This is a genomic window from Streptomyces dengpaensis (genome assembly GCF_002946835.1).
Taxonomy (GTDB): domain Bacteria; phylum Actinomycetota; class Actinomycetes; order Streptomycetales; family Streptomycetaceae; genus Streptomyces; species Streptomyces dengpaensis.
In genome coordinates this window covers 3,846,198-3,867,047 of the sequence record NZ_CP026652.1, presented here as the reverse complement: position 1 = coordinate 3,867,047, position 20,850 = coordinate 3,846,198, and the positions used below count along the sequence as shown (strand labels likewise).

General features: G+C 69.0%; 23 protein-coding genes. 13 read left to right on the top strand and 10 right to left on the bottom strand.

Features of this window, described 5'->3' with window-relative positions; all coding sequences use genetic code 11:
• Position 1 precedes the first annotated feature (1 nt).
• The 7 genes from nadC to C4B68_RS17665 all read left to right on the top strand — a co-directional run bounded on the left by nadC (position 2) and on the right by C4B68_RS17665 (position 4,479).
• Entirely contained in the window at positions 2 to 1,000 is a 999-nt protein-coding gene (nadC, locus tag C4B68_RS17695) for a carboxylating nicotinate-nucleotide diphosphorylase (protein ID WP_099506210.1), read from the top strand.
• Complete coding sequence (locus C4B68_RS17690; protein WP_099506211.1) at positions 1,000 to 1,797, top strand: type III pantothenate kinase; 798 nt, start codon at positions 1,000 to 1,002, stop codon at positions 1,795 to 1,797. Before nadC ends, C4B68_RS17690 begins: the two co-directional genes overlap by 1 nt.
• A gap of 184 nt (positions 1,798 to 1,981) precedes the next feature.
• A complete protein-coding gene (locus C4B68_RS17685) occupies positions 1,982 to 2,575 on the top strand; it encodes a hypothetical protein (protein ID WP_099506212.1) in 594 nt (197 codons plus the stop codon).
• Positions 2,576 to 2,588: 13 nt separating this feature from the next.
• Positions 2,589 to 2,768 (top strand): hypothetical protein, encoded by a 180-nt coding sequence (locus tag C4B68_RS17680; RefSeq protein ID WP_099506213.1) that lies wholly within the window; start codon positions 2,589 to 2,591, stop codon positions 2,766 to 2,768.
• Between the two features lie 182 nt (positions 2,769 to 2,950).
• A complete protein-coding gene (locus C4B68_RS17675; protein WP_240634712.1) occupies positions 2,951 to 3,370 on the top strand; it encodes a BlaI/MecI/CopY family transcriptional regulator in 420 nt (139 codons plus the stop codon).
• 9 nt (positions 3,371 to 3,379) lie between these two features.
• On the top strand, positions 3,380 to 3,919 hold the full coding sequence (locus tag C4B68_RS17670) for an amino-acid N-acetyltransferase (RefSeq protein WP_099506215.1): 540 nt from the start codon (positions 3,380 to 3,382) through the stop codon (positions 3,917 to 3,919).
• Positions 3,920 to 4,143: 224 nt separating this feature from the next.
• On the top strand, positions 4,144 to 4,479 hold the full coding sequence (locus C4B68_RS17665) for a histone-like nucleoid-structuring protein Lsr2 (protein WP_099506216.1): 336 nt from the start codon (positions 4,144 to 4,146) through the stop codon (positions 4,477 to 4,479).
• Here C4B68_RS17665 and C4B68_RS17660 read toward each other — a convergent pair.
• Positions 4,458 to 5,099, bottom strand: coding sequence for an SCO3374 family protein (locus C4B68_RS17660; RefSeq protein ID WP_099506217.1), 642 nt, complete (start codon positions 5,097 to 5,099; stop codon positions 4,458 to 4,460). The genes C4B68_RS17665 and C4B68_RS17660 overlap by 22 nt on opposite strands.
• A 461-nt stretch (positions 5,100 to 5,560) precedes the next feature.
• Here C4B68_RS17660 and C4B68_RS17650 point away from each other — a divergent pair, with 461 nt between their 5' ends.
• Positions 5,561 to 8,086 (top strand): ATP-dependent Clp protease ATP-binding subunit, encoded by a 2,526-nt coding sequence (locus C4B68_RS17650; RefSeq protein WP_099506218.1) that lies wholly within the window; start codon positions 5,561 to 5,563, stop codon positions 8,084 to 8,086.
• 242 nt (positions 8,087 to 8,328) lie between these two features.
• Here C4B68_RS17650 and C4B68_RS44745 read toward each other — a convergent pair whose 3' ends face one another.
• Both C4B68_RS44745 and C4B68_RS44740 read right to left on the bottom strand, forming a co-directional pair.
• A complete protein-coding gene (locus C4B68_RS44745) occupies positions 8,329 to 8,586 on the bottom strand; it encodes a DUF1016 N-terminal domain-containing protein (RefSeq protein WP_373682275.1) in 258 nt (85 codons plus the stop codon).
• Complete coding sequence (locus C4B68_RS44740) at positions 8,562 to 8,801, bottom strand: DUF1016 N-terminal domain-containing protein (RefSeq protein ID WP_257217524.1); 240 nt, start codon at positions 8,799 to 8,801, stop codon at positions 8,562 to 8,564. Before C4B68_RS44740 ends, C4B68_RS44745 begins: the two co-directional genes overlap by 25 nt.
• 664 nt (positions 8,802 to 9,465) lie before the next feature.
• On the opposite strand from C4B68_RS44740, the gene C4B68_RS17640 reads away from it, so the two are divergent.
• A complete protein-coding gene (locus tag C4B68_RS17640) occupies positions 9,466 to 10,071 on the top strand; it encodes a M23 family metallopeptidase (protein ID WP_099506219.1) in 606 nt (201 codons plus the stop codon).
• Positions 10,072 to 10,083: 12 nt separating this feature from the next.
• Here the strand turns inward: C4B68_RS17640 and C4B68_RS17635 are convergent, their stop codons facing one another.
• Positions 10,084 to 10,671, bottom strand: coding sequence for a TetR/AcrR family transcriptional regulator (locus tag C4B68_RS17635; RefSeq protein ID WP_099506220.1), 588 nt, complete (start codon positions 10,669 to 10,671; stop codon positions 10,084 to 10,086).
• Between the two features lie 196 nt (positions 10,672 to 10,867).
• Between C4B68_RS17635 and C4B68_RS17630 the strand changes: the two genes are divergently transcribed.
• The 3 genes from C4B68_RS17630 to C4B68_RS17620 all read left to right on the top strand — a co-directional run bounded on the left by C4B68_RS17630 (position 10,868) and on the right by C4B68_RS17620 (position 13,528).
• Complete coding sequence (locus tag C4B68_RS17630) at positions 10,868 to 12,451, top strand: MDR family MFS transporter (RefSeq protein WP_099506221.1); 1,584 nt, start codon at positions 10,868 to 10,870, stop codon at positions 12,449 to 12,451.
• A gap of 137 nt (positions 12,452 to 12,588) precedes the next feature.
• Complete coding sequence (locus C4B68_RS17625; RefSeq protein ID WP_373682276.1) at positions 12,589 to 13,020, top strand: helix-turn-helix transcriptional regulator; 432 nt, start codon at positions 12,589 to 12,591, stop codon at positions 13,018 to 13,020.
• 61 nt (positions 13,021 to 13,081) lie between these two features.
• Positions 13,082 to 13,528: a VOC family protein gene (locus tag C4B68_RS17620; protein ID WP_099506223.1), complete on the top strand. Its 447-nt coding sequence runs from the start codon at positions 13,082 to 13,084 to the stop codon at positions 13,526 to 13,528.
• A gap of 53 nt (positions 13,529 to 13,581) precedes the next feature.
• Here the strand turns inward: C4B68_RS17620 and cseC are convergent, their stop codons facing one another.
• The 5 genes from cseC to C4B68_RS17595 form a co-directional block, all read right to left on the bottom strand.
• Positions 13,582 to 14,997, bottom strand: a complete 1,416-nt coding sequence (gene cseC, locus C4B68_RS17615) for a two-component system sensor histidine kinase CseC (RefSeq protein WP_099506224.1) — start codon at positions 14,995 to 14,997, stop codon at positions 13,582 to 13,584.
• Positions 14,998 to 15,005: 8 nt separating this feature from the next.
• Positions 15,006 to 15,707: a two-component system response regulator CseB gene (gene cseB, locus C4B68_RS17610; RefSeq protein ID WP_099506225.1), complete on the bottom strand. Its 702-nt coding sequence runs from the start codon at positions 15,705 to 15,707 to the stop codon at positions 15,006 to 15,008.
• Positions 15,708 to 15,778: 71 nt separating this feature from the next.
• Positions 15,779 to 16,423 carry a hypothetical protein gene (locus C4B68_RS17605; protein WP_099506226.1) on the bottom strand — a complete coding sequence of 215 codons (645 nt, stop codon included), beginning with the start codon at positions 16,421 to 16,423 and terminating at the stop codon, positions 15,779 to 15,781.
• Positions 16,411 to 16,962, bottom strand: a complete 552-nt coding sequence (locus tag C4B68_RS17600; protein WP_099506227.1) for a SigE family RNA polymerase sigma factor — start codon at positions 16,960 to 16,962, stop codon at positions 16,411 to 16,413. The genes C4B68_RS17605 and C4B68_RS17600 overlap by 13 nt, the downstream gene beginning before the upstream one ends.
• A 271-nt stretch (positions 16,963 to 17,233) precedes the next feature.
• Positions 17,234 to 18,178: an HhH-GPD family protein gene (locus tag C4B68_RS17595; protein WP_099506228.1), complete on the bottom strand. Its 945-nt coding sequence runs from the start codon at positions 18,176 to 18,178 to the stop codon at positions 17,234 to 17,236.
• 270 nt (positions 18,179 to 18,448) lie between these two features.
• Between C4B68_RS17595 and C4B68_RS17590 the strand changes: the two genes are divergently transcribed.
• Positions 18,449 to 19,294: a hypothetical protein gene (locus C4B68_RS17590; protein WP_099506229.1), complete on the top strand. Its 846-nt coding sequence runs from the start codon at positions 18,449 to 18,451 to the stop codon at positions 19,292 to 19,294.
• Between the two features lie 385 nt (positions 19,295 to 19,679).
• On the opposite strand, the gene disA is transcribed toward C4B68_RS17590, so the two are convergent.
• Complete coding sequence (gene disA / locus C4B68_RS17585) at positions 19,680 to 20,804, bottom strand: DNA integrity scanning diadenylate cyclase DisA (protein ID WP_099506230.1); 1,125 nt, start codon at positions 20,802 to 20,804, stop codon at positions 19,680 to 19,682.
• Between the last annotated feature and the right edge of the window lie 46 nt (positions 20,805 to 20,850).

Sequence of the window (20,850 nt, the reverse complement as noted above, 5' to 3'; positions counted from 1 at the left end):
AGTGAGCACCCCCGACCTTCCCCTCGCCCAGAGCGGCGGCTGCGGCGACGGCTGCGGCTGCGGCGCCGACATGGACGAGACGTACATGGAGTGCGGCCTCGACCCCGCGCTCGCCCAGCTCCTCGCCGACGCCGGTCTCGACCCTCTGGAGGTCGAGGACATCGCGAACGTCGCCATCCAGGAGGACCTCGACCACGGCGTGGACGTGACGACGGTCGCGACCATCCCCGAGCACGCCGTCTCCACCGCCGACTTCATCGCCCGGGATGCCGGCGTCGTCGCGGGCCTCAGGGTGGCCGAGGCGGTCATCTCCGTGGTCTGCACCGACGAGTTCGCCGTCGAGCGGCACGTCGACGACGGCGACCGCGTCGAGCCCGGACAGAAGCTCCTGAGCGTCACCACCCGCACCCGCGATCTGCTGACGGCCGAACGCAGCGCGCTGAACCTCCTGTGCCGCCTCTCCGGCATCGCGACCGCCACGCGCGCGTGGGCGGACGTCCTGGAGGGCACCAAGGCCCGAGTCCGGGACACCCGCAAGACGACGCCAGGCCTGCGCTCCCTGGAGAAGTTCGCGGTGCGCTGCGGCGGCGGCGTCAACCACCGCATGTCCCTCTCGGACGCGGCCCTGGTGAAGGACAACCACGTGGTCGCCGCGGGCGGCGTGGCGCAGGCCTTCGAGGCCGTACGCGAAACCTTCCCGGAGGTCCCGATCGAGGTCGAGGTCGACACCCTGCACCAGCTGCGGGAGGTCGTGGACGCGGGCGCCGACCTGATCCTTCTGGACAACTTCACGCCCGTCGAGTGCGAGGAGGCCGTCGCCCTCGTCGCCGGCCGCGCCCTCCTGGAGGCCTCGGGCCGCCTCACCCTGGCCAACGCCAAGGCGTACGCCGAGACGGGCGTCGACTACCTGGCGGTGGGTGCCCTCACGCACTCCTCGCCGATCCTGGACATCGGCCTCGACCTGCGCGAGGCGTCGACGGACGAGGCGGATCAGGGCTGATGCTGCTCACGATCGACGTCGGCAACACCCACACCGTCCTCGGCCTCTTCGACGGCGAGGAGATCGTCGAGCACTGGCGCATCTCCACGGACGCCCGTCGCACGGCCGACGAGCTCGCCGTGCTCCTCCAGGGCCTCATGGGCATGCACCCGCTGCTCGGCGAGGAGCTCGGCGACGGCATCGACGGCATCGCCATCTGCGCCACCGTCCCGTCCGTGCTGCACGAGCTGCGCGAGGTGACCCGGCGCTACTACGGCGACGTGCCCGCCGTCCTCGTCGAGCCCGGCGTCAAGACCGGCGTGCCGATCCTCACGGACAACCCGAAGGAGGTCGGCGCGGACCGCATCATCAACGCCGTCGCCGCCGTCGAGCTCTACGGGGGGCCGGCGATCGTCGTCGACTTCGGTACGGCGACGACGTTCGACGCGGTGAGCGCGCGGGGTGAGTACATCGGCGGTGTCATCGCACCCGGCATCGAGATTTCCGTCGACGCGCTGGGCGTCAGGGGGGCGCAGCTGCGCAAGATCGAGGTGGTCCGGCCGCGGTCGGTGATCGGCAAGAACACCGTCGAGGCGATGCAGTCCGGGATCATCTACGGGTTCGCGGGGCAGGTCGACGGGGTCGTGAACCGAATGGCGCGTGAGCTGGCCGACGACCCCGACGACGTCACCGTGATCGCAACGGGTGGGCTGGCGCCCATGGTCCTGGGGGAGTCCTCCGTCATCGACGAGCACGAGCCGTGGCTGACGCTGATCGGGCTGCGCCTTGTGTACGAGCGGAACGTGTCGCGTACCTGACTTTTCTTCGCCCCCTCCGCCCCTGCCCATTCCCGTACCTGGGGGGCTCCGCCCCCCAGACCCCCCATATCGCGCTTCGCGCGCGTCCTCAAAACGCCGGACGGGCTCATCCTTAGACGCGCTAAGACGCGCCGTGATCGTTTCGCTATGCGGCTTTTGTCTGATTAGCGCGTATCGTCGGCGCATGCCCACGCCATACGGATCCCGCGGCGGCATGGCGTTCGGTGCGGAGGAGCTGCGTGTGCTCCGTCGCGCTCTCGCCCTTGCCCTCCACCCCAGCCCCGCCTCGGCCGAGGACGTCCACGACTGTCTCCGACTCGCCGAGTCCGTCGACGAGGCGGCCCGCGAGGGAACCAGGCTCCGGGCCTTCCTGCTGGCCGACCTCGCCCGCTACCGAGCCGCCCTGCCGGGTACCGCCCGCGGCTACCTCGCCCTCCTGGAGGAGGTCCTCGCCGCCGGCTACCGCCCGAACCCCGACGACCTCGCCGCGCTCCGCGCCCTGCGCGGCAACCCCGCCGCGGCCGCCCTCCTGGACCGCTGCCGGGCCGAGTCCCGCACGCACCTGCTGGCCCTCCCGGGGGGCCGGGCCGCCGAGGAGCCCGCGCGGAAGCCGGCGGAGAAGCCCGCCGCCGACCCGAAACCGGGACCCAAGCCCCCGGCCCCGGTGAGGTCCCCGCGCCCGGACCGGCCCATCCCCACGCCGGGCGAGGTCTTTCCTCCGCGGCGCAAGCCCGCGCCGCCATCGGCGAACCCCCCTCAGCAGCTCGCCGCGGGGTAGCTACCCTGGGGGCATGGACTACGTCTCCGCGCTCCTGCCCCCGGTAGTGATGGCCGTGTTCTTCACCGCACTGATCGTGACGATCGTCAAGTCCCAGGGCGGCGCCAACAAGGCCAAGGAGGACGCGGCCGTCGACGCCGCCCTCGCGCGCGCGGAGAGCACCCGCCAGGCATCCCGCGACACCGACGCCTGAGCCCCGCCCACACGGGCTCCAGAGAGCCCTGCCGCGCCCTCATCGGCGTACGGCAGCCCCTCATCGACGCGCGACGGCGTACGACTCATACGTTTTTCGAGTCGTACGCCCTTTTTGTTGCCGTTCTCAGACTATTGTTCTGAGTTGTGCCTCGCCCATTGGGAGATCTCGAAGACGCGGTCATGACGCGGGTGTGGAACTGGAACCGCCCGGTGACCGTTCGAGAAGTCCTGCAAGATCTTCAACAGGAACGGTCCATCGCGTACACCACGGTGATGACCGTTTTGGACAATCTCCATCAGAAGGGCTGGGTGCGCCGGGAGGCGGAAGGCCGGGCCTATCGATATGAGGCGGTCTCCACGCGTGCCGCCTACGCGGCCGCACTGATGAACGACGCCTGGTCGCAGAGCGACAACCCCGCCGCCGCTCTCGTCGCCTTCTTCGGCATGATGTCCCAGGAACAGCGCGAAGCCCTGCGCGATGCCATGCGCATCGTCCAAGGACCGGAAACCCGCGCGGCGGAGAAGCCGCCCGCGAAGCCCGCGGACGAGAACCCCGCGGACGAGAACCCCGACGCCGTCGAGGGCGACGACGGGCGATAGCGTCCGCCCATGCCAGCAGAGCATCCCGAAGCCGCCGCAAAAGCCATCACCGTCCGGCGGGCCAGGACCAGCGATGTCGCCGCCGTACGCCGCCTCCTTGACGCGAACGTCCGGCGCCGCATCCTGCTCGACAAAGCGACGGTGACGCTTTACGAGGACATCCAGGAGTTCTGGGTCGCGGAACGGGGCGCCGGCTCAAGTACTGAGGTGGTCGGCTGTGGCGCACTGCACGTGATGTGGGAAGACCTCGCGGAAGTCCGCACTCTTGCCGTGAACCCCGCACTCCGGGGGCTGGGCGTCGGTCATCAGTTGCTGGAGAAGTTGCTGGAGACCGCCCGCTGGCTCGGCGTTCGGCGCGTTTTCTGTCTGACCTTCGAAGTCGACTTCTTCGCGAAGCACGGCTTCGTGGAGATCGGCGAGACGCCCGTGGACACGGATGTCTACGCGGAGCTCCTGCGTTCCTATGACGAGGGCGTCGCGGAGTTCCTCGGTCTCGAACGAGTGAAACCGAACACCTTGGGCAACAGCCGCATGCTTCTGCATCTGTGATCGTCAGCAACTATTCCGGCGGACTGGCTTGCCCAGGTTCCCTATGTCCGAAACGCGCACGTTTCCGGTCTGCCAGTGCCGTGTGAGTCTCCGCCAGGGGTTTGTGTTTTTCCAGCAAAAGCGGTTTGCTTTCCGACGTACTGCAGTACTGCATATAACAGGGGACGGCGAAACGGCGGACGCCGCAGACCCCCGCCCTGAAGTTATCGATGAAAGGAAATCCGGTGGCACAGAAGGTTCAGGTCCTTCTTGTCGACGACCTCGACGGTGGCGAGGCGGACGAGACCGTGACGTTCGCGCTGGACGGCAAGACGTACGAAATCGATCTCACGACCTCCAACGCGGACAATCTCCGTGGCCTTCTCGACCCGTACGTGAAGGGTGGTCGTCGTACCGGAGGCCGCGCTTCGGGAGCACGCGGAAAGGCCCGCGTCGCTTCCGGTGGCAGCCAGGACACCGCGCAGATCCGCGCATGGGCGAAGGAGAACGGCTACGAGGTCAACGACCGTGGCCGAGTTCCCGCGTCCATTCGCGAGGCTTACGAGAAGGCCAACGGCTGAGCCGAGAAGGCCAACGGCTGAGCGCACGCGCGCCGCAGCCTTACGCGATGGCACTGCGTTGCCATCGTCTCCACGAGTCGTACGAGATCGGGGGCGCCCCCACCGCCCCCTCCGACCGCTCCGCCGCTCAGCGCCGACAGCGTCGGCAGCGTCAGCTCGACCTCGCGGCCGGGCTCCGGGGGCCGCAGCCAGACGGCGGCCCCTGGCGGGCCGACCGCGAGCCCATCGGCTGCAGCCCGTGGGTGCCCGGCCGCCGTTGAGTCCACTCCAGGTGGCAGAGGAGCCTCGATGCTCCCGCCCGCGCCGATGGCCGTGAGGTCCAGCGCGAGAGCACCCCACTCCAGCCAGTCGAGCAGCCCCGGCAGCTCCTCCGCGCTTCCCGCGGCCACGAGCAGCCGCATCCGGTCGCCGAGCAGGGCCACCGGCGACGTGGGCCCCAGATGCCGCAGCGCCGCGCGCCCCGCCTCGGCCGGCACATCCAGAACGTCGAAACGCAGGCCTGTGACCAGCCGTAGCGGCGCTCCGGGCACTGTCGCCCAGCCCAATTCGTTCTCGTACCACGGCCGCATCGGATCGTTCCGGTTGAACGGCCGCCGAGGGAGAGGGACGGTGGGAACCATGACAGGAGCAACAGCCAGAAGAGCTATGGAGTTACGCTGGGTGTTCCGGTGCATGCGGAGAGTGCCGGAAAAGGGGGCGTCCAGGGGTGTGCGGTGGCGCAAGGATGTTCGCCCGTAGCGGAGGGAACCGGTGCGCGCTGCATGGAGTGTCAGTGCGTACGGGTAAGACATCCCTAGTGGGAGGGGCGACACGCATGGTTCGGGCATCTCGCGTTCGCCATCGGCGTACAGATGGTGAGGGTAACTGCCTGGCCTGCGGGAACATCGTCTCGCACCATCGGGTTGGAGCAGATGTCGGCGTTCGGTCTCAGGAGGCAGGGACTCTGTCTTCGCGCGAGCGGAGGTGATCCGGACGGTGTCGGCAGTTGGAATGAGCGGTCCCCGCTTGCGGGACTAAGCTGCGGAAGGACAGTGAGGGGAGCGTCCCTTCACCGCCTGACCGCTCTGAGGAGCGATTAACGATGTTCGAGAGGTTCACCGACCGCGCGCGGCGGGTTGTCGTCCTGGCTCAGGAAGAAGCCCGGATGCTCAACCACAACTACATCGGCACCGAGCACATCCTCCTGGGCCTGATCCACGAGGGTGAGGGTGTCGCCGCTAAGGCCCTGGAGAGCCTCGGGATTTCGCTCGAGGCGGTCCGCCAGCAGGTGGAGGAGATCATCGGCCAGGGCCAGCAGGCGCCCTCGGGCCACATTCCCTTCACCCCCCGTGCCAAGAAGGTCCTGGAGCTGTCGCTCCGCGAGGCCCTTCAGCTGGGCCACAACTACATCGGCACGGAGCACATCCTGCTCGGCCTGATCCGAGAGGGCGAGGGCGTCGCCGCCCAGGTCCTGGTCAAGCTGGGCGCAGACCTCAACCGGGTGCGGCAGCAGGTGATCCAGCTGCTCTCCGGCTACCAGGGCAAGGAGACCGCCGCCGCCGGTGGTCCTGCCGAGGGCACCCCCTCCACGTCCCTGGTCCTCGACCAGTTCGGCCGGAACCTCACCCAGGCCGCTCGTGAGTCCAAGCTCGACCCGGTCATCGGGCGCGAGAAGGAGATCGAGCGGGTCATGCAGGTGCTGTCCCGCCGTACGAAGAACAACCCGGTCCTGATCGGTGAGCCCGGCGTCGGCAAGACCGCCGTCGTCGAGGGCCTCGCCCAGGCCATCGTCAAGGGCGAGGTGCCCGAGACCCTCAAGGACAAGCACCTCTACACCCTGGACCTCGGCGCGCTGGTCGCCGGTTCCCGCTACCGCGGTGACTTCGAGGAGCGCCTGAAGAAGGTGCTCAAGGAGATCCGCACCCGCGGCGACATCATCCTGTTCATCGACGAGCTCCACACGCTGGTCGGTGCGGGTGCCGCCGAGGGCGCCATCGACGCGGCTTCGATCCTGAAGCCGATGCTGGCCCGTGGCGAGCTGCAGACCATCGGTGCGACGACGCTGGACGAGTACCGCAAGCACCTGGAGAAGGACGCGGCCCTGGAGCGCCGCTTCCAGCCCATCCAGGTCGCCGAGCCGTCCCTGCCGCACACGATCGAGATCCTCAAGGGCCTGCGCGACCGCTACGAGGCGCACCACCGTGTCTCCATCACGGACGAGGCCCTGGTCCAGGCCGCGACGCTCGCGGACCGCTACATCTCGGACCGGTTCCTCCCCGACAAGGCGATCGACCTGATCGACGAGGCGGGCTCCCGGATGCGCATCCGCCGGATGACCGCTCCGCCGGACCTCCGCGAGTTCGACGAGAAGATCGCGGGCGTGCGCCGCGACAAGGAGTCCGCGATCGACTCGCAGGACTTCGAGAAGGCCGCCTCCCTGCGCGACAAGGAGAAGCAGCTCCTGTCCGCGAAGGCCAAGCGGGAGAAGGAGTGGAAGGCCGGCGACATGGACGTCGTCGCCGAGGTCGACGGCGAGCTGATCGCCGAGGTCCTGGCCACCGCCACGGGCATCCCGGTCTTCAAGCTGACCGAGGAGGAGTCCTCGCGGCTGCTCCGCATGGAGGACGAGCTCCACAAGCGGGTCATCGGCCAGAAGGACGCCATCAAGGCGCTCTCGCAGGCGATCCGTCGTACGCGAGCGGGTCTGAAGGACCCGAAGCGCCCCGGTGGTTCGTTCATCTTCGCGGGCCCGTCGGGTGTCGGTAAGACGGAGCTGAGCAAGACCCTCGCCGAGTTCCTGTTCGGTGACGAGGACGCGCTGATCTCCCTCGACATGTCCGAGTTCAGCGAGAAGCACACGGTCTCGCGTCTCTTCGGTTCGCCCCCCGGATACGTGGGTTACGAAGAGGGCGGCCAGCTGACCGAGAAGGTCCGCCGGAAGCCGTTCTCGGTGGTCCTCTTCGACGAGGTCGAAAAGGCTCACCCGGACATCTTCAACTCGCTTCTGCAGATCCTGGAGGACGGTCGCCTGACCGACTCCCAGGGCCGGGTCGTGGACTTCAAGAACACGGTCATCATCATGACGACCAACCTCGGTACCCGGGACATCTCCAAGGGCTTCAACCTCGGCTTCGCGGCCGCGGGTGACGTCAAGACCGGCTACGAGCGCATGAAGGCCAAGGTCAACGACGAGCTGAAGCAGCACTTCCGCCCCGAGTTCCTGAACCGTGTCGATGACACGGTGGTCTTCCACCAGCTCACCGAGGAAGACATCATCCAGATCGTCGACCTCATGATCGCCAAGGTGGACGAGCGGCTGAAGGACCGGGACATGGGCATCGAGCTCAGCCCGACCGCCAAGTCGCTCCTCGCGAAGAAGGGTTACGACCCCGTCCTGGGCGCCCGGCCGCTGCGCCGGACCATCCAGCGCGAGATCGAGGACATCCTCTCCGAGAAGATCCTCTTCGGCGAGCTGCGTCCCGGCCACATCGTGGTCGTCGACACGGAGGGTGAGGGTGAGGCCAAGAAGTTCACCTTCCGCGGCGAGGAGAAGTCGGCACTCCCCGATGTCCCGCCGATCGAGCAGGCGGCCGGCGGTGCCGGGCCCAACCTGAGCAAGGAGGCGTAACCTCCGGGTTCGCCGAACAAGAGGGGCTGCCCCGGGACTTCGGTCCCGGGGCAGCCCCTTTTTTGCTGCCCTTGAAGGGCCGCTTCCATTGGTCCAGCGGCTCCCGCGACGCCGTGTTCCCCACGACGCGCGGGGTGGTCAGGCGGGGCCGATGCCGTCAATGGCCGCCTGCACGACGCGGGACAAGTCCTCTTCCGTAGGAACGAGTTCGGGGTCCGCCGGAGAGAGCGTCGAATAACTGGTCACGGCCAGTGGATGGTTGCTCGCGTCGAGCGCCAGCTGAACCCTGGCCTTGTTGTGGCGGGCTCCGACGAGGAAGCCGATTGTCGAGTCGTCCCGTTAAGGACAGTGACGTGGCCCCACGGCAGTTGTCCAACAGGCTGTTGGACAACTGGCTCCGGCCAGGTGCGGGCCATCTTGTGCATGTACATCAGATTGCTTCGGGAGAAGCCGCGCTGGTTGGGGAAGGCCGCCTTCAGGTCCGCGGCGAGCCGGGCCACGACCTGGTGCCCCAGCCCTCCTGCTCCTGGCGGGCCAGGTTGAGCTTGCCGGCCTGCCAGTACATCTGGACCAGTTCGGTGTTGACGGCTCGCTGAACGCGGACGCGTGCGCCGGCGACTGTTTCCTTGACCTGGCTCAGGAGGTCGCCGTACCAGGAGGGCAAGGCGCCGAGCTGGGCGGGGACGGTGGCTTCGGCCTCGGTGTTGTTGTGCATGGGCTCGAGGCTTGCGCACGGTGATCTTTACGCGGAGGTGAACTGTGTCATGTCATCCGAACGGGTGGGTGGGTGGCGAGCGTTCGTATGAGGGCGGCAAGCGTGGTGGGGGTTGTGGTGAGGGTGACGTGGGGGGAGTCGCTTTCGCGGAGGTAGTGATCGTCACGGAGCGTCAGTGAATGTTCAGCGCCACGGAGTCGGGGCGGATGTCGATCGGCCCGGATCAGGCATGAATCGAGTGTAGGCCCCGTCACATTCCCGGGGGCCTGGATCTTGCCTTTCAGTGATATGCCGCACAGGCGTTTTGTCCGCTACTAGGCAGAATAGTGGAAAGGGATAAGTGGGCAAAAAGGACTTTTGGCCCAGGGTGTGAGAGAGTGCTCGCGCGTCGGGGGTGGGAGTCCCGGAGGTGGGGATTTTCTGTGGGACGTAACCCTCTCAAGTGGGGTTAAACCAGGATTCGGGGGAGGAATCGCAAGATCCCCTGTCGGGGTGTCCGGGTTGTCAAGGTTCGTTGATTTTTCAGGCGAACTACTACCAGACGCCGTAGATCAGCGTTTTGGGCGTTTGCTGGGGTGTGGGTTACCAAGGGATAGCCCACCCGGTGGCCGGCTGTGCTCCGGGTGGTTTCTCGAGCCTTTGTCTTCGCCCCCGAGAGGTCCCTATGTCGCAGCGCGTCACGTCCCGTCCCTCCCGTACGTCCCGTATCCGCAATCGGGTGGCCTTCCTCGCCGCCGGACTGAGCATCTCGACCGTGCTGGGCGCCGGAGTCGCGACCGCAGCCGACACCATGGCCACCGGAACCGTCACCGCGAACACCGTCCACACGCAGGCCGCCGCCAAGTCGGCCGCCTCCTGGGTCGACCCGGTGAAGCACTACGTGCTGTCCGCCAGCTTCGCCCAGGCCGGCGGCATGTGGGCGCACAAGCACAGCGGCCAGGACTTCGCCGTGCCGACGGGCACCCAGGTCGTCGCCGCGCACGGCGGCACCGTCGTCAAGGCCGGCGGCAACGGCGCCGGTGACGGTCCCGCGTACGGCAACGCCGTCGTCATCAAGCACGGCAGCGGGACCTACTCGCAGTACGCCCACCTGTCGCGGGTCGACGTGCAGATCGGCCAGGTCGTCGCCACCGGCCAGCAGATCGCGCTGTCCGGCAACACCGGCAACTCCAGCGGTCCGCACCTGCACTTCGAGATCCGTACGACCCCCAACTACGGGTCGGCCATCGACCCCGTCGCCTTCCTGCGCTCCAAGGGCGTCACCGTCTGAGCAGTGAGGTGATCACGCGCCGCCGTGCGCTTGTGTCACCAAGTCGATCGCGACCTCCAGGACCGCCTTGCGCTTGTCCTCGGGGTCGCCTTCGACGTCCTTGAGGACGAACATCCCGGCGTGCATCGTGAAGAGCGCGCTGATGCAGCGGACCTGGTCGGTCAGTGGCGCCTCGGGCTCCTTGATGATCTCGAGCATGCTCATCATGCGGTCCTTGAAGGTCTCGCCGACGCTCAGCTCTCGTACCGTCGCCTGGTTCTCCTGCATGAAGCGGAAGAGCGGGGCCGCGCCGGTGAGGGCCTCGCTGTAGCGACGCAGCACCTCCTGCTTGGTCTCAAGGGTGTGCTGCTGCTGCCTGCCCCACTCGATCAGCTCGTCGAGCGGCCTCGTCAGGTCCTCGAAGAGGCTGATGAGGATCTCTTCCTTGGTCTTGAAGTGGTAGTAGAGCGCCGCCTTCGTGACGTCGACGTGCTCGGCGATCTCGCGCAGTGAGGTCTTCTCGTAGCCCCGCTCGGAGAAGAGTTCGAGGGCCACGTCCTGGATGCGCTGGCGGGTGTCCCCGCGGCGCTGACGCTTGGTGCCGTCCATGGTGCCGCCCATCCTCGTACTCCTCGTACCCCTTGCGCTGACGAAACTTACCTGTCGCCCGGCTGGTTACTAAACTTACTTGACGCCCGGCTAGTTACGGGTCTACTTTCCCTGAGTGTATTCAACTTGCCGGGCGGCAAGTAAGTGGCCGGACGGCGGCAGCTCAGCTGGACCGACGGCGGCAGCAGTACCCAGGGGAGTGGGAGTAATGGCGGACAACACCGCAGCGGTCGCATCGGCCGGCCAAGAAGAGAAACAGCCACGCAGCGTACGGGTCGTGCTGTTCTCGCTCATGATCGCGATGCTGCTGGCGATGCTCGACAACATGATCGTGGGTACGGCGATGCCCACGATCGTCGGCGAACTGGGCGGGCTCGAACACCTGTCGTGGGTCGTCACCGCGTACACGCTCGCCACCGCCGCCTCCACCCCCATCTGGGGCAAGCTCGGCGACCTGTACGGGCGCAAGGGCGCCTTCATGACCTCGATCGTGATCTTCCTGATCGGCTCCGCGCTGAGCGGCATGGCCCAGGACATGGGCCAGCTCATCGGGTTCCGTGCCATTCAGGGGCTCGGCGCCGGTGGTCTGATGGTCGGCGTCATGGCACTCATCGGTGACCTCATACCGCCGCGGGAGCGCGGCAAGTACCAGGGCATGATGGCCGGCGTGATGGCGGTCGCCATGATCCTCGGACCGCTGGTCGGCGGCACCATCACCGACCACTGGGGCTGGCGCTGGTCCTTCTACATCAACCTCCCGCTCGGCGTCGTCGCGCTTCTCGCGGTCAGCGCCGTACTGCACCTGCCGAAGAAGCGGGGGCAGGGGACCATCGACTACCTGGGTGCCGGTCTGCTGGCGCTCGGTATTTCCGCAATCATCCTGGTGACCACCTGGGGCGGCACCGAGTACGCCTGGGGCTCCGCCCGGATCATGGAGCTGATCGGGATCGGCGTCGCCGCGCTCGTGGGCTTCGTCTTCTGGCAGACCAAGGCGTCCGCGCCGGTCGTGCCGCTGCATATCTTCCGCAGCCGCAACTTCACGCTGATGTCGGTCATCGGCTTCATCATCGGCTTCGTGATGTTCGGCGCGGTGCTCTTCCTGCCGCTGTACCAGCAGTCCGTGCAGGGCGCGTCCGCCACCAACTCCGGGCTGCTGCTCCTGCCGATGCTCGGCGCGATGCTCGCCGTCTCGATGGTCGCCGGGCGGGTCACCACCAAGAGCGGCCGCTACAAGATCTTTCCCCTGGCGGGCAGTGCCCTGATGCTGGTGGGGCTGTTCCTGCTCGCGCAGATGGACACGGAGACGAGCCGGCTGACGTCCGGGCTGTACATGGCGGTCCTCGGCGCCGGCATGGGCTGCCTGATGCAGATCACCATGCTGGTCGCGCAGAACAGCGTCGAGATGAAGGACATGGGTGTCGCGTCCTCGACCACCACGCTGTTCCGGACTCTGGGGTCGTCGTTCGGTGTCGCGCTCATGGGGGCGCTGTTCAACCACCGGGTGCAGGACGTGATGGCCGAGCGGGCCGGATCCCTGTCCAAGGTGACCGAGCAGTCCGCGCAGCTCGATGCCGCGAGCCTGGCGAAGCTGCCGGAGGTGGCTCGGGAGGCGTATCAGCACGCTGTCTCCACCGGTACGCACTCCGCGTTCCTGTTGGGGGCCGGGGTGGCAGTGATCTCGCTGGTCGCGGCGGTGTTCGTGAAGGAGGTTCCGCTCAAGGGCGAACCCCAGAAGCCGTCGGCGGACGACAACGCCGACGCGTCGCCCGCGGCGATGGCCGAGGCCGTCTGAGTTCTAGCGGGCAGTGAGCCGCCTGAGGCCGAGACGGCAGTCAGACGAAGCCCCCTGGTGGTGTGCGCCCCGGGGGCTTCGCCATGCGCCGAGCGGTACGGGCGGCGTTGTCAGTGCCGTGTGCCACCATCGGGCCCATGGACAAAATGCGCCAGTTGCGCCTGGCCAAGGACGCCATGGACCGCGACTGGGCCGACCCGGGGCTCGACCTGGACGCGGTGGCCGCGCACGCCGGCTACTCGCGCTACCACTTCGTACGCGCCTTCAAGGAGGCATACGGCGAGACGCCCGGCCAGTATCTGACGCACCGCCGAATAGAGCGGGCGGAGGACCTGCTGCGTACCGCCGACCTGTCGGTGACCGAGATCTGCCACCTGGTCGGCTTCAGCAGCCTGGGCACCTTCTCGACCCGGTTCAAGGCCTGGACCGGGCTGACGCCCAGCGAGTACCGGTCGAAGCACGTGGGTCGCGGGGCCGCCCTCATACCGGGGTGCTACGCGATGCTGTGGGCGGGCGGGTTCCGCAGTGGCCCGGGCCGCGCAGAGCGCAATTCTGGAGAAGCGGGCTGATCCTGCCGCTGCCTACGGTGGCAGGGCAAGCCAGTACCGACACCCCGCACAGGAGCACGCCGTGATCAAGGGACTCAAGATATCGACCGTCTGGGTACTCGACCAGGACCGGGCCAAGGAGTTCTACACCGAGAAGCTGGGCCTGGAGGTCCGTACGGACATGACGATGGGCGAGGGCGGAATGCGCTGGCTCACCGTCGGTTCCCCGGACCAGCCCGATGTCGAGCTCACGCTGATGGTGCCCGGCCAGCCTGCCATGGACCCCGAGTCCGCCGAGATGATCAAGAAGCTGGTGGCCAAGGGGGCGCTCGGGGCGGGCGTGCTGACCACCGACGACATCCACGGCGACTACAAGAAGCTCAAGGACCGCGGGGTGGAGTTCCTCCAGGAGCCGCAGGAGCGCCCCTACGGCACGGAGGCGCTCTTCCGCGACGACTCCGGGAACTGGTTCTCCTTCACACAGCCCCGTGAGGGCGGACTCGACATGGACAAGGACTGGGCCTGCTGAGCCGGGCCCCGGACAGGCCCTAGAGGGTCTGTCCGCAGGACAGACCCTAGGATCTAGTCTTGCGGCAGCATCGGGAAGCTTCCCGTGTTCGTCGGTGCGTGTTCCGGGAGCCACAGGACCGCGACCGCGCCCTCGGCGGGTACGTCGTCCGGTGCGCCGGCGGGGCGGACGTTGCGGAAGGTGAGGCGGGCGCCCAGCACCCGGGCCTGGCCGGCCGCGATGGTGAGGCCCAGCCCGTGGCCGTGCCCCGCGCGGTCGGTGCTCCCCGTGCGGAAGCGGCTCGGCCCCTCGGCGAGCAGGGCCTCGGGGAAGCCGGGCCCATGGTCGCGGACACGGATGACTCGGCCCTCGACGGTGACCTCGATGGGCGGCTTCCCGTGCCGTGAGGCGTTCGCGAGGAGGTTGAACAGGACGCGCTCCAGACGGCGCGGGTCCGTCGTGACCTCCGACTCGTGCACCACGCGTACGTCGGCATCCGCGTCCTTGGCGGCCACGCGCCGCGACACGAACTCGCCGAGCAAGATGTCCTGCAGCTCGGCCCGCTCGGACGCGCCGTCCAGCCGGGCGACCTCCAGGACGTCCTCGACGAGCGTACGCATGGCCTGGGCGCGGTCGCGGACGAGTTCCGTGGGGCGGCCGGGCGGCAGCAGCTCCGCCGCCGTCAGCAGCCCGGTCACCGGCGTACGCAGCTCGTGCGCGATGTCCGCCGTCACCCGGCGCTCGGCCTCGATGCGCTGCTGGAGGGCGTCCGCCATCGCGTCCACGGCGCGCGCGAGGTCGTCGGTCTCGTCGCGTACGACACCGCCGATCGCGTCCCGTACGCGTACCTCGGTCTCGCCCTTGGCGACCTGATTCGCGGCGGACGCGGCCTTGCGCAGTCGGCGAGACAGCTGGCCGCCGATGAGCACGCCGAGCGCGCTGCCGCCGAAGACGACGGTGATGGAGCCGATGATGAGGGCCTGGTCGAGGTCCTTCATGACGTCCGCGTTGCGGTCCGTGAACGTCTCGTGCCAGGACAGCACCCGGCCGTCCCTGAGGGGGACGGCGGCCCAGATGTCCGGCGCCCCGTTCGGGCTGTCGGAGACATAGGTGGCCCGCCGGCCCTCCGCGACCTTCGCCAGCAGCTCCGCGGGGATGGCCGGATCGTCGACCTTGGCGCCGAAGGGGGGCTGCCGGCCGGGCCCGTACATGCGCTGCGCGAGCTGGATGCGCTCGTCCGCCAGCTCGCGCGAGTTGTCGAGCATCGAGACACGTGCCGCGTTGTGCACGACCAGGCTCAGCGCAACCGCGACCAGGGCGCCGACCAGGGCGATCGCCGCGCTGAGCTTCCAGCGGATGCCGGTACGGATGGCCAGGCCATCCCTCGTACCGCCGCCGCTGCCACTGCCCGTACCGACGGCGCCGTCCGGGCCCCTGCCCGCGCCACCCCGGTGCCGGTCCCGGTCCCGGCGCTGAAACATCCCCCGCATACCCCTGCTCAGGCCTTCAACTTGTAGCCGAAGCCACGGACCGTCTCGATCCGGTCCTGGCCGATCTTCGTGCGCAGCCGCTGTACATGTACGTCGACGACGCGGGTGTCACCGCCCCAGCCGTAGTCCCACACGCGTTCGAGCAGCTTGTCGCGGCTCAGCACCGTACCCGGCGCCGACGAGAACTCGAGGAGCAGGCGCATCTCGGTGGGTGTGAGCCCCACCGGCGTACCGCCCTTGCGCACCTCCATGCCCTCGGTGTCGATCTCCAGATCGCCGAAGGCGAGCACGCCGTCCACCGGCGGGGCGCTCTCTGCGGCCTGGGCGCCGCCGCTCGCGTGCCCGAAGCGCCGCAGCACCGCGCGGATGCGGGCGACCAGGACGGCGCCGTCGAAGGGCTTGGTCACGTAATCGTCGGCGCCCGCCTCCAGGCCCAGCACGACGTCGATGGAGTCGGCGCGGGCGGACAGCATGATCACCGGGACGGTGGACTCGTCACGGATGCGGCGGCACAGCGAGACGCCGTCGAGCCCCGGGACCATCACGTCCAGCAGGGCGATGTCGGGGCGGTTCGCGCGGAACGCCTCCAGGCCGGACAGCCCGTCGGGCATGGCGGTGACCGCGAAGCCGTCGCGCTCCAGGGCGAGCTGCGTGGCCTCGCGGATGACGTCGTCGTCCTCGACGAACAGGACGTGGGTCTGCTCTGCCATCCAGCTGCTCCGTGTGCTCTCGGTTCGACTCAGGTCGAGGGGGCGGGTCTCAGTGCGACGTCTCAGAGGTCTCAGGTCGAGGGGGCGGGTGAGACGGCGCCGCCCACCGCGTTGCTGTACTCGTTGTGGATCCGGGACTGCTCGGTGAAGCGGGACGCGGACCAGCCGTAGGTGATCACCTCTTCGCTGGAGGGATACGACACGGGGTCCCCCTTCTCGTACAGCTGCTGGGTGACCACCAACGCGCCCCGGTCGATCTCCGCGTAGACCGGAGGCTGCTCGGCCCTGAAGACGTTCCGGTACGCGCCGCCTTCCTCGCGGTACACGTACGAGCCGACGCCGACGGCATCACCGCAGGTCATCACGTTGACCACGATGTCGTCCGAGCGGCCCCCGGTCAGGTCCCCGTACGACACGTCGACCGGGTACTCGTCGGCGCCGCACGGTTTCAGATCGCGCTTGACCGACTCGCTGACCTCCGGGTCGTCCTTGACGAGCCGCACCGCGTCCACCCGCCGGGGCGGCCCGCTGGGCGAGGCGGAGGCGGTGGGCGAGGTCCCCTTGGCCACCGCGTCACCGCCTGCCGGACCCTCGTCGCGGGCGCCCGTACCGCCCGTGGCGCAGGCGGTCATGAAAAGGCTGAGGGCGGTGAGCCCGGCCGCTGCCGTACTCCCCGCCTTCAGGACCTTCCTGGCCCGAGTTCCTAGGCCGCGCAACGATCCCGCTCCTTACCCGGTTCGAGCGCGCGGGCGTCGCGCCCCTGGTAGTCGCGGCTCTCCAGCTCCTCGCGGAGCCGGGCCAGCGCCCGGTGCAGCGTGCTCTTGACCGTACCGGCCGACATGCCGAGGGCGGCGGCCGTCTCCTCCGTGGACATCTGCTCCCAGTGTCGCAGCACCACGACACTGCGCTGCTTCGGAGCCAGGACCTTCAGGATGTCCATGAGCAGCGCGCGGTCCGCGTGCTGCTCGGCGGAGTCCTCGACGCTCGCGTCCGGAAGCTGCTCGGTGGGCACCTCTTCGAGCTTCCGGGCCCGCCACCACTCGGTGCGCGTGTTGATCATCACGCGGCGCAGATACGCGTCGGCCAGCCGCTTGTCCGCGATGCCGTCCCAGCGGCCGTACGTCCGTACGAGCGCGGTCTGCAGCAGATCCTGGGCGTCGACCGGGTCGGGGACCAGGCGGCGGGCACTGCGCAGCAGCGCGTCCTGCCGAGTGCGGACGTACTCCTCGAATTCGAGCACCTCGCCCTGCGCCATGATCAGCCGCCTCCATCCCCGTTTCCGGCCTGCCTGCTGCCGGTTTTCCGTCTGCCGGTGAACCGCTGTCCTTCCGCTGTGTCGCGGCTGTCCTGCGGTACGGCCATGAAGCTACGGAGGCGTTGTCACGAGGTTGTCCGAGACAGCCTGCGGCGAGCACTCGGCTGTCCGTCGGTTGTGTAACGGATGTGGGTGGCGGGTAGGGCGAGGCGGAGTTCCGTCCCGGTTGATCCGGTTTGGCGCTCTCTGCTTCCCCGCGTTGGGTCAACTCCTATGTCAAGGGCAGGCGATACAGCCCGCCCGGGAGCGGTTCCACGAGTCCGTCGGAGACGAGACCGTCGAGAGCGCGGGCCCGCTGCACCGGTTCGTCCCATACGCGGTCCAGCGTCGCCTGCGGGACCGGCGCGAGGGCCTCCCTGAGTACGGCGAGGAGCTTGCCGCGCACCTGGCGGTCCGTGCCCGCGTACGTCTGCCCCTTGCGGGGTGGGCCCGCGTGCTCCGGCTTGCCCGCCAGCCGCCATGCGCACTGCGCGGCGATCGGGCAGCGGTGGCAGGTCTCGTTCTTCGCCGTGCAGACCAGCGCGCCGAGCTCCATGGAGGCGGCGGCCCAGCGCGAGGCCGTGCGCTCGCTCTCGGGGAGCAGCGCGCGGGCGAGCTTGCGCTCGGCGGCGGTGGTGGCGTTCGGCGGGTACTGCACGCCGGTGACGGCCCGCGCGAAGACCCGCCGCACATTGGTGTCCAGTACCGCGTGCCGCTGGCCGTACGCGAAGGACGCGACCGCCGCCGCCGTGTACTCCCCGATGCCGGGGAGCGCGAGCAGCTGCGCGTGCTCCGCCGGTACGTCGCCGCCGTGCCGTTCCGTTATGGCCACCGCGGCGCCGTGCAGCCGCAGGGCGCGCCGGGGGTAGCCGAGCCTGCCCCAGGCGCGGACGGCCTCGCCCGGGGCCTCCTTCGCGAGGTCGGCGGGGCGGGGCCAGCGGGCCAGCCACTGCTCGTACACGGGCAGTACGCGGTTCACCGGGGTCTGCTGCAGCATGAACTCGCTGACCATCACTCCCCAGGGGCCGGCGTCGGGGCGGCGCCACGGGAGGTCGCGGGCGTGCGCGTCGAACCAGGCGATGACGGGGGTATGGAGGGTCTCGCCTGGGGCGGTTCCGGGGGCGGTGCCGGGGGCGGTGCCGGGGGTGTTCTGGGTGGGCTTGGTGGGTGCAGTCATCGAGGTCGATCCTGCCATGTGGGGGGTGGCTTTTGCCCGAGGCGGAGGAGTCTCAGCCCGTCCGGCGCTAGAGGTCATTTAGCCCGTCCGGCGTTTGAGGACGAGCGCGAAGCGCGACAAGGGGTCTGGGGGCGGAGCCCCCAGGTACGGGACGGGTAGGGGCGGAGGGGGCGAATCGCCGCCTGCGCCCGGGATGATGATCCGGAAAAGTTGACGCCGAGGCGGCGGGTGGGGCAGGCGGCGGCACGGATCTCTCGTACAGTTTGCGCCGTGGGATCTCTGCGCAATCCGGTCGGGCCGCTTCCCTCCACCATCTACTGGCGGCGGAGGGCCGTACTGCTGTCCGTAGTCGCCCTGTTGGCACTGCTCATCGTGTGGGTGGTCGGCTTCGGTGGCGGAGGAGGAAACAAGAACAGCTCCGACGGGTCCAACGGCAAGAATCCCGCGCCCACGATCACTCCGGGCCCCTCCGGATCCGGCCCCGCGATCAGCCAACGCCCGGGCGGACGTGACGAGTCGGGCGGCAGCGACAGCGGCGGCGGAAGCGGAAGCGGGAGCGGGAGCGGGAGTGAAGGTGGGAACGGGACCGGCGAAGGATCCGGTTCCGAGTCCGGTTCCGGGGATTCCGCTGGCAGCGCGTCGAACGGCGGGTCCGGCGACGGTTCCAACGGCGGCGGAGGCGCGGGGGAACAGCTTCCCGCCGGGTCCGCCCTCCCCAACTGCACCGCGAATGCGGTCAAGTTGGCGCTGAAGAGCCTGCGCAACACGTACGCGCCCGGCGAGAAGCCCAGGCTGGAGCTCACCGCCAAGAACTCCTCGGGCAGCGACTGCAAGCTCGATCTCGGCCCGAAGAACACCGTGCTGACGATCACTCAGGCAGGCGACGACACCGACATCTGGTCCTCGGACGACTGCCCGAAGACACCCGGAAGCGTCCTCTTCCGGGTCCCCGCCGACGACCAGGTGACCTACACGGTGGAGTGGGACCGCAAGGCCGGCGTCCCCGAGTGCGCCAGGCCTCCGGCGGGTTCGGCGCCGGCGGGTACGTACTTGGTGGAAGCGAAGGCGCCTGGGCTGACGAAGGCCCAGACGTCGTTCGTCCTGTCCAAGGACTGACGGGCCGGGGGGCCGCGACGACCGCCCGGCCCTCGCGCCCCCACGCTCATCGGGCGTCCGGTTGGACGTACGGCTGCAGCGCCAGTCACGAGGTACGGCTTCGGGGCGGGTCAAGGGGTACGGCTCCAGGGCCGGTAACGGCGTACGGCTTCGGGGCGGGTCAAGGGGTACGGCTCCAGGGCCGGTAACGGCGTACGGCTTCGGGGCGGGTCAAGGGGTACGGCTCCAGGGCCGGTAACGGCGCACGGCTTCGGGGCGGGTCAAGGGGTACGGCTCCAGGGCCGGTAACGGCGTACGGCTTCGGGGCGGGTCAAGGGGTACGGCTCCAGGGCCGGTAACGGCGCACGGCTCCAGAGCGGGTCAAGACGTAAGGCTCCGGAGCCAGTTAGACGTACCGCTCCAGGATCGACGACTCCGCCAGCCGTGACAGTCCCTCGCGGACGCTGCGTGCCCGTGCCTCGCCCACCCCGTCGACCGTCTGCAGGTCGTCGACGCTGGCGGCGAGCAGTTTCTGCAGTCCGCCGAAGTGCTCCACGAGGCGGTCGATGATCGCGCCGGGGAGGCGGGGCACCTTGGCGAGGAGGCGGAAGCCGCGCGGGGAGACGGCGGAGTCCAGCGCCTCGGGGGAGCCGGTGTAGCCCAACGCCCGTGCCACGGTGGGCAGTTCCAGGAGCTCGGCGTGACTGAGCGCGTCCAGCTCGGCGAGGGCCTCGTCGACGGTGCGGGAGCGCTTGGCGGTCGGCTCGGGCACGTAGTCCCGTACGACGAGCTCGCGCTCGGGCTCGACCCCGGCGATCAACTCGTCCAGCTGGAGGGCGAGAAGACGCCCGTCGGTGCCCAGTTCGACAACGTACTCGGCGATCTCGGTGGCGATGCGCCGCACCATCTCCAGGCGCTGGGCGACCGCCGAGACGTCCCGAACGGTGACCAGGTCCTCGATCTCCAGCGCTGACAACGTTCCCGCGACCTCGTCGAGGCGGAGCTTGTAACGCTCCAGGGTCGCGAGGGCCTGGTTGGCGCGGGAGAGGATCGCGGCGGAGTCCTCCAGGACGCGGCGCTGGCCGTCGACGTACAGGGCGATCAGGCGCATCGACTGGGAGACCGAGACGACGGGGAAGCCGACCTGCTTGCTCACCCGGTCCGCGGTGCGGTGCCGGGTGCCCGTCTCCTCCGTCGGGATCGTCGGGTCGGGCACCAGCTGCACGCCCGCCCGGAGGATCTTGGTCATGTCCTTGTCGAGCACGATGCCGCCGTCCAGCTTGCACAGCTCGCGCAGCCGGGTCGCGGTGAACTCGACGTCCAGGACGAATCCGCCCGTACACATCGCCTCGACGGTCTTGTCGGAGCCGAGCACGATGAGTCCGCCCGTGTTGCCGCGGAGAATCCGTTCAAGCCCGTCGCGCAGGGCCGTGCCGGGTGCCACGGCGCTCAGTGAGGCGCGCATCAGGCCATCGGCACCGGAGCTCCCACCGGATTTTCCGGGAGCTGCTGCCCGGTCGTTGGCTGCCACTGCACTCCTCCGGTCGCAGGTTCTGGGCGCCCGCTTCGCGCACACT

What these genes read in the sequence shown, in the direction of transcription:
- C4B68_RS17690 (WP_099506211.1), top strand. Translation starts at nt 1,000, where the DNA reads ATGCTGCTCACGATCGACGTCGGCAACACCCACACCGTCCTCGGCCTC.
- C4B68_RS17685 (WP_099506212.1), top strand. Translation starts at nt 1,982, where the DNA reads ATGCCCACGCCATACGGATCCCGCGGCGGCATGGCGTTCGGTGCGGAG.
- C4B68_RS17680 (WP_099506213.1), top strand. Translation starts at nt 2,589, where the DNA reads ATGGACTACGTCTCCGCGCTCCTGCCCCCGGTAGTGATGGCCGTGTTC.
- C4B68_RS17675 (WP_240634712.1), top strand. Translation starts at nt 2,951, where the DNA reads ATGACGCGGGTGTGGAACTGGAACCGCCCGGTGACCGTTCGAGAAGTC.
- C4B68_RS17670 (WP_099506215.1), top strand. Translation starts at nt 3,380, where the DNA reads ATGCCAGCAGAGCATCCCGAAGCCGCCGCAAAAGCCATCACCGTCCGG.
- C4B68_RS17660 (WP_099506217.1), bottom strand. Translation starts at nt 5,099, where the DNA reads ATGGTTCCCACCGTCCCTCTCCCTCGGCGGCCGTTCAACCGGAACGAT.
- C4B68_RS17650 (WP_099506218.1), top strand. Translation starts at nt 5,561, where the DNA reads ATGTTCGAGAGGTTCACCGACCGCGCGCGGCGGGTTGTCGTCCTGGCT.
- C4B68_RS44740 (WP_257217524.1), bottom strand. Translation starts at nt 8,801, where the DNA reads ATGCACAACAACACCGAGGCCGAAGCCACCGTCCCCGCCCAGCTCGGC.
- C4B68_RS17640 (WP_099506219.1), top strand. Translation starts at nt 9,466, where the DNA reads ATGTCGCAGCGCGTCACGTCCCGTCCCTCCCGTACGTCCCGTATCCGC.
- C4B68_RS17635 (WP_099506220.1), bottom strand. Translation starts at nt 10,671, where the DNA reads ATGGGCGGCACCATGGACGGCACCAAGCGTCAGCGCCGCGGGGACACC.
- C4B68_RS17630 (WP_099506221.1), top strand. Translation starts at nt 10,868, where the DNA reads ATGGCGGACAACACCGCAGCGGTCGCATCGGCCGGCCAAGAAGAGAAA.
- C4B68_RS17625 (WP_373682276.1), top strand. Translation starts at nt 12,589, where the DNA reads ATGGACAAAATGCGCCAGTTGCGCCTGGCCAAGGACGCCATGGACCGC.
- cseC (WP_099506224.1), bottom strand. Translation starts at nt 14,997, where the DNA reads ATGCGGGGGATGTTTCAGCGCCGGGACCGGGACCGGCACCGGGGTGGC.
- cseB (WP_099506225.1), bottom strand. Translation starts at nt 15,707, where the DNA reads ATGGCAGAGCAGACCCACGTCCTGTTCGTCGAGGACGACGACGTCATC.
- C4B68_RS17600 (WP_099506227.1), bottom strand. Translation starts at nt 16,962, where the DNA reads ATGGCGCAGGGCGAGGTGCTCGAATTCGAGGAGTACGTCCGCACTCGG.
- C4B68_RS17595 (WP_099506228.1), bottom strand. Translation starts at nt 18,178, where the DNA reads ATGACTGCACCCACCAAGCCCACCCAGAACACCCCCGGCACCGCCCCC.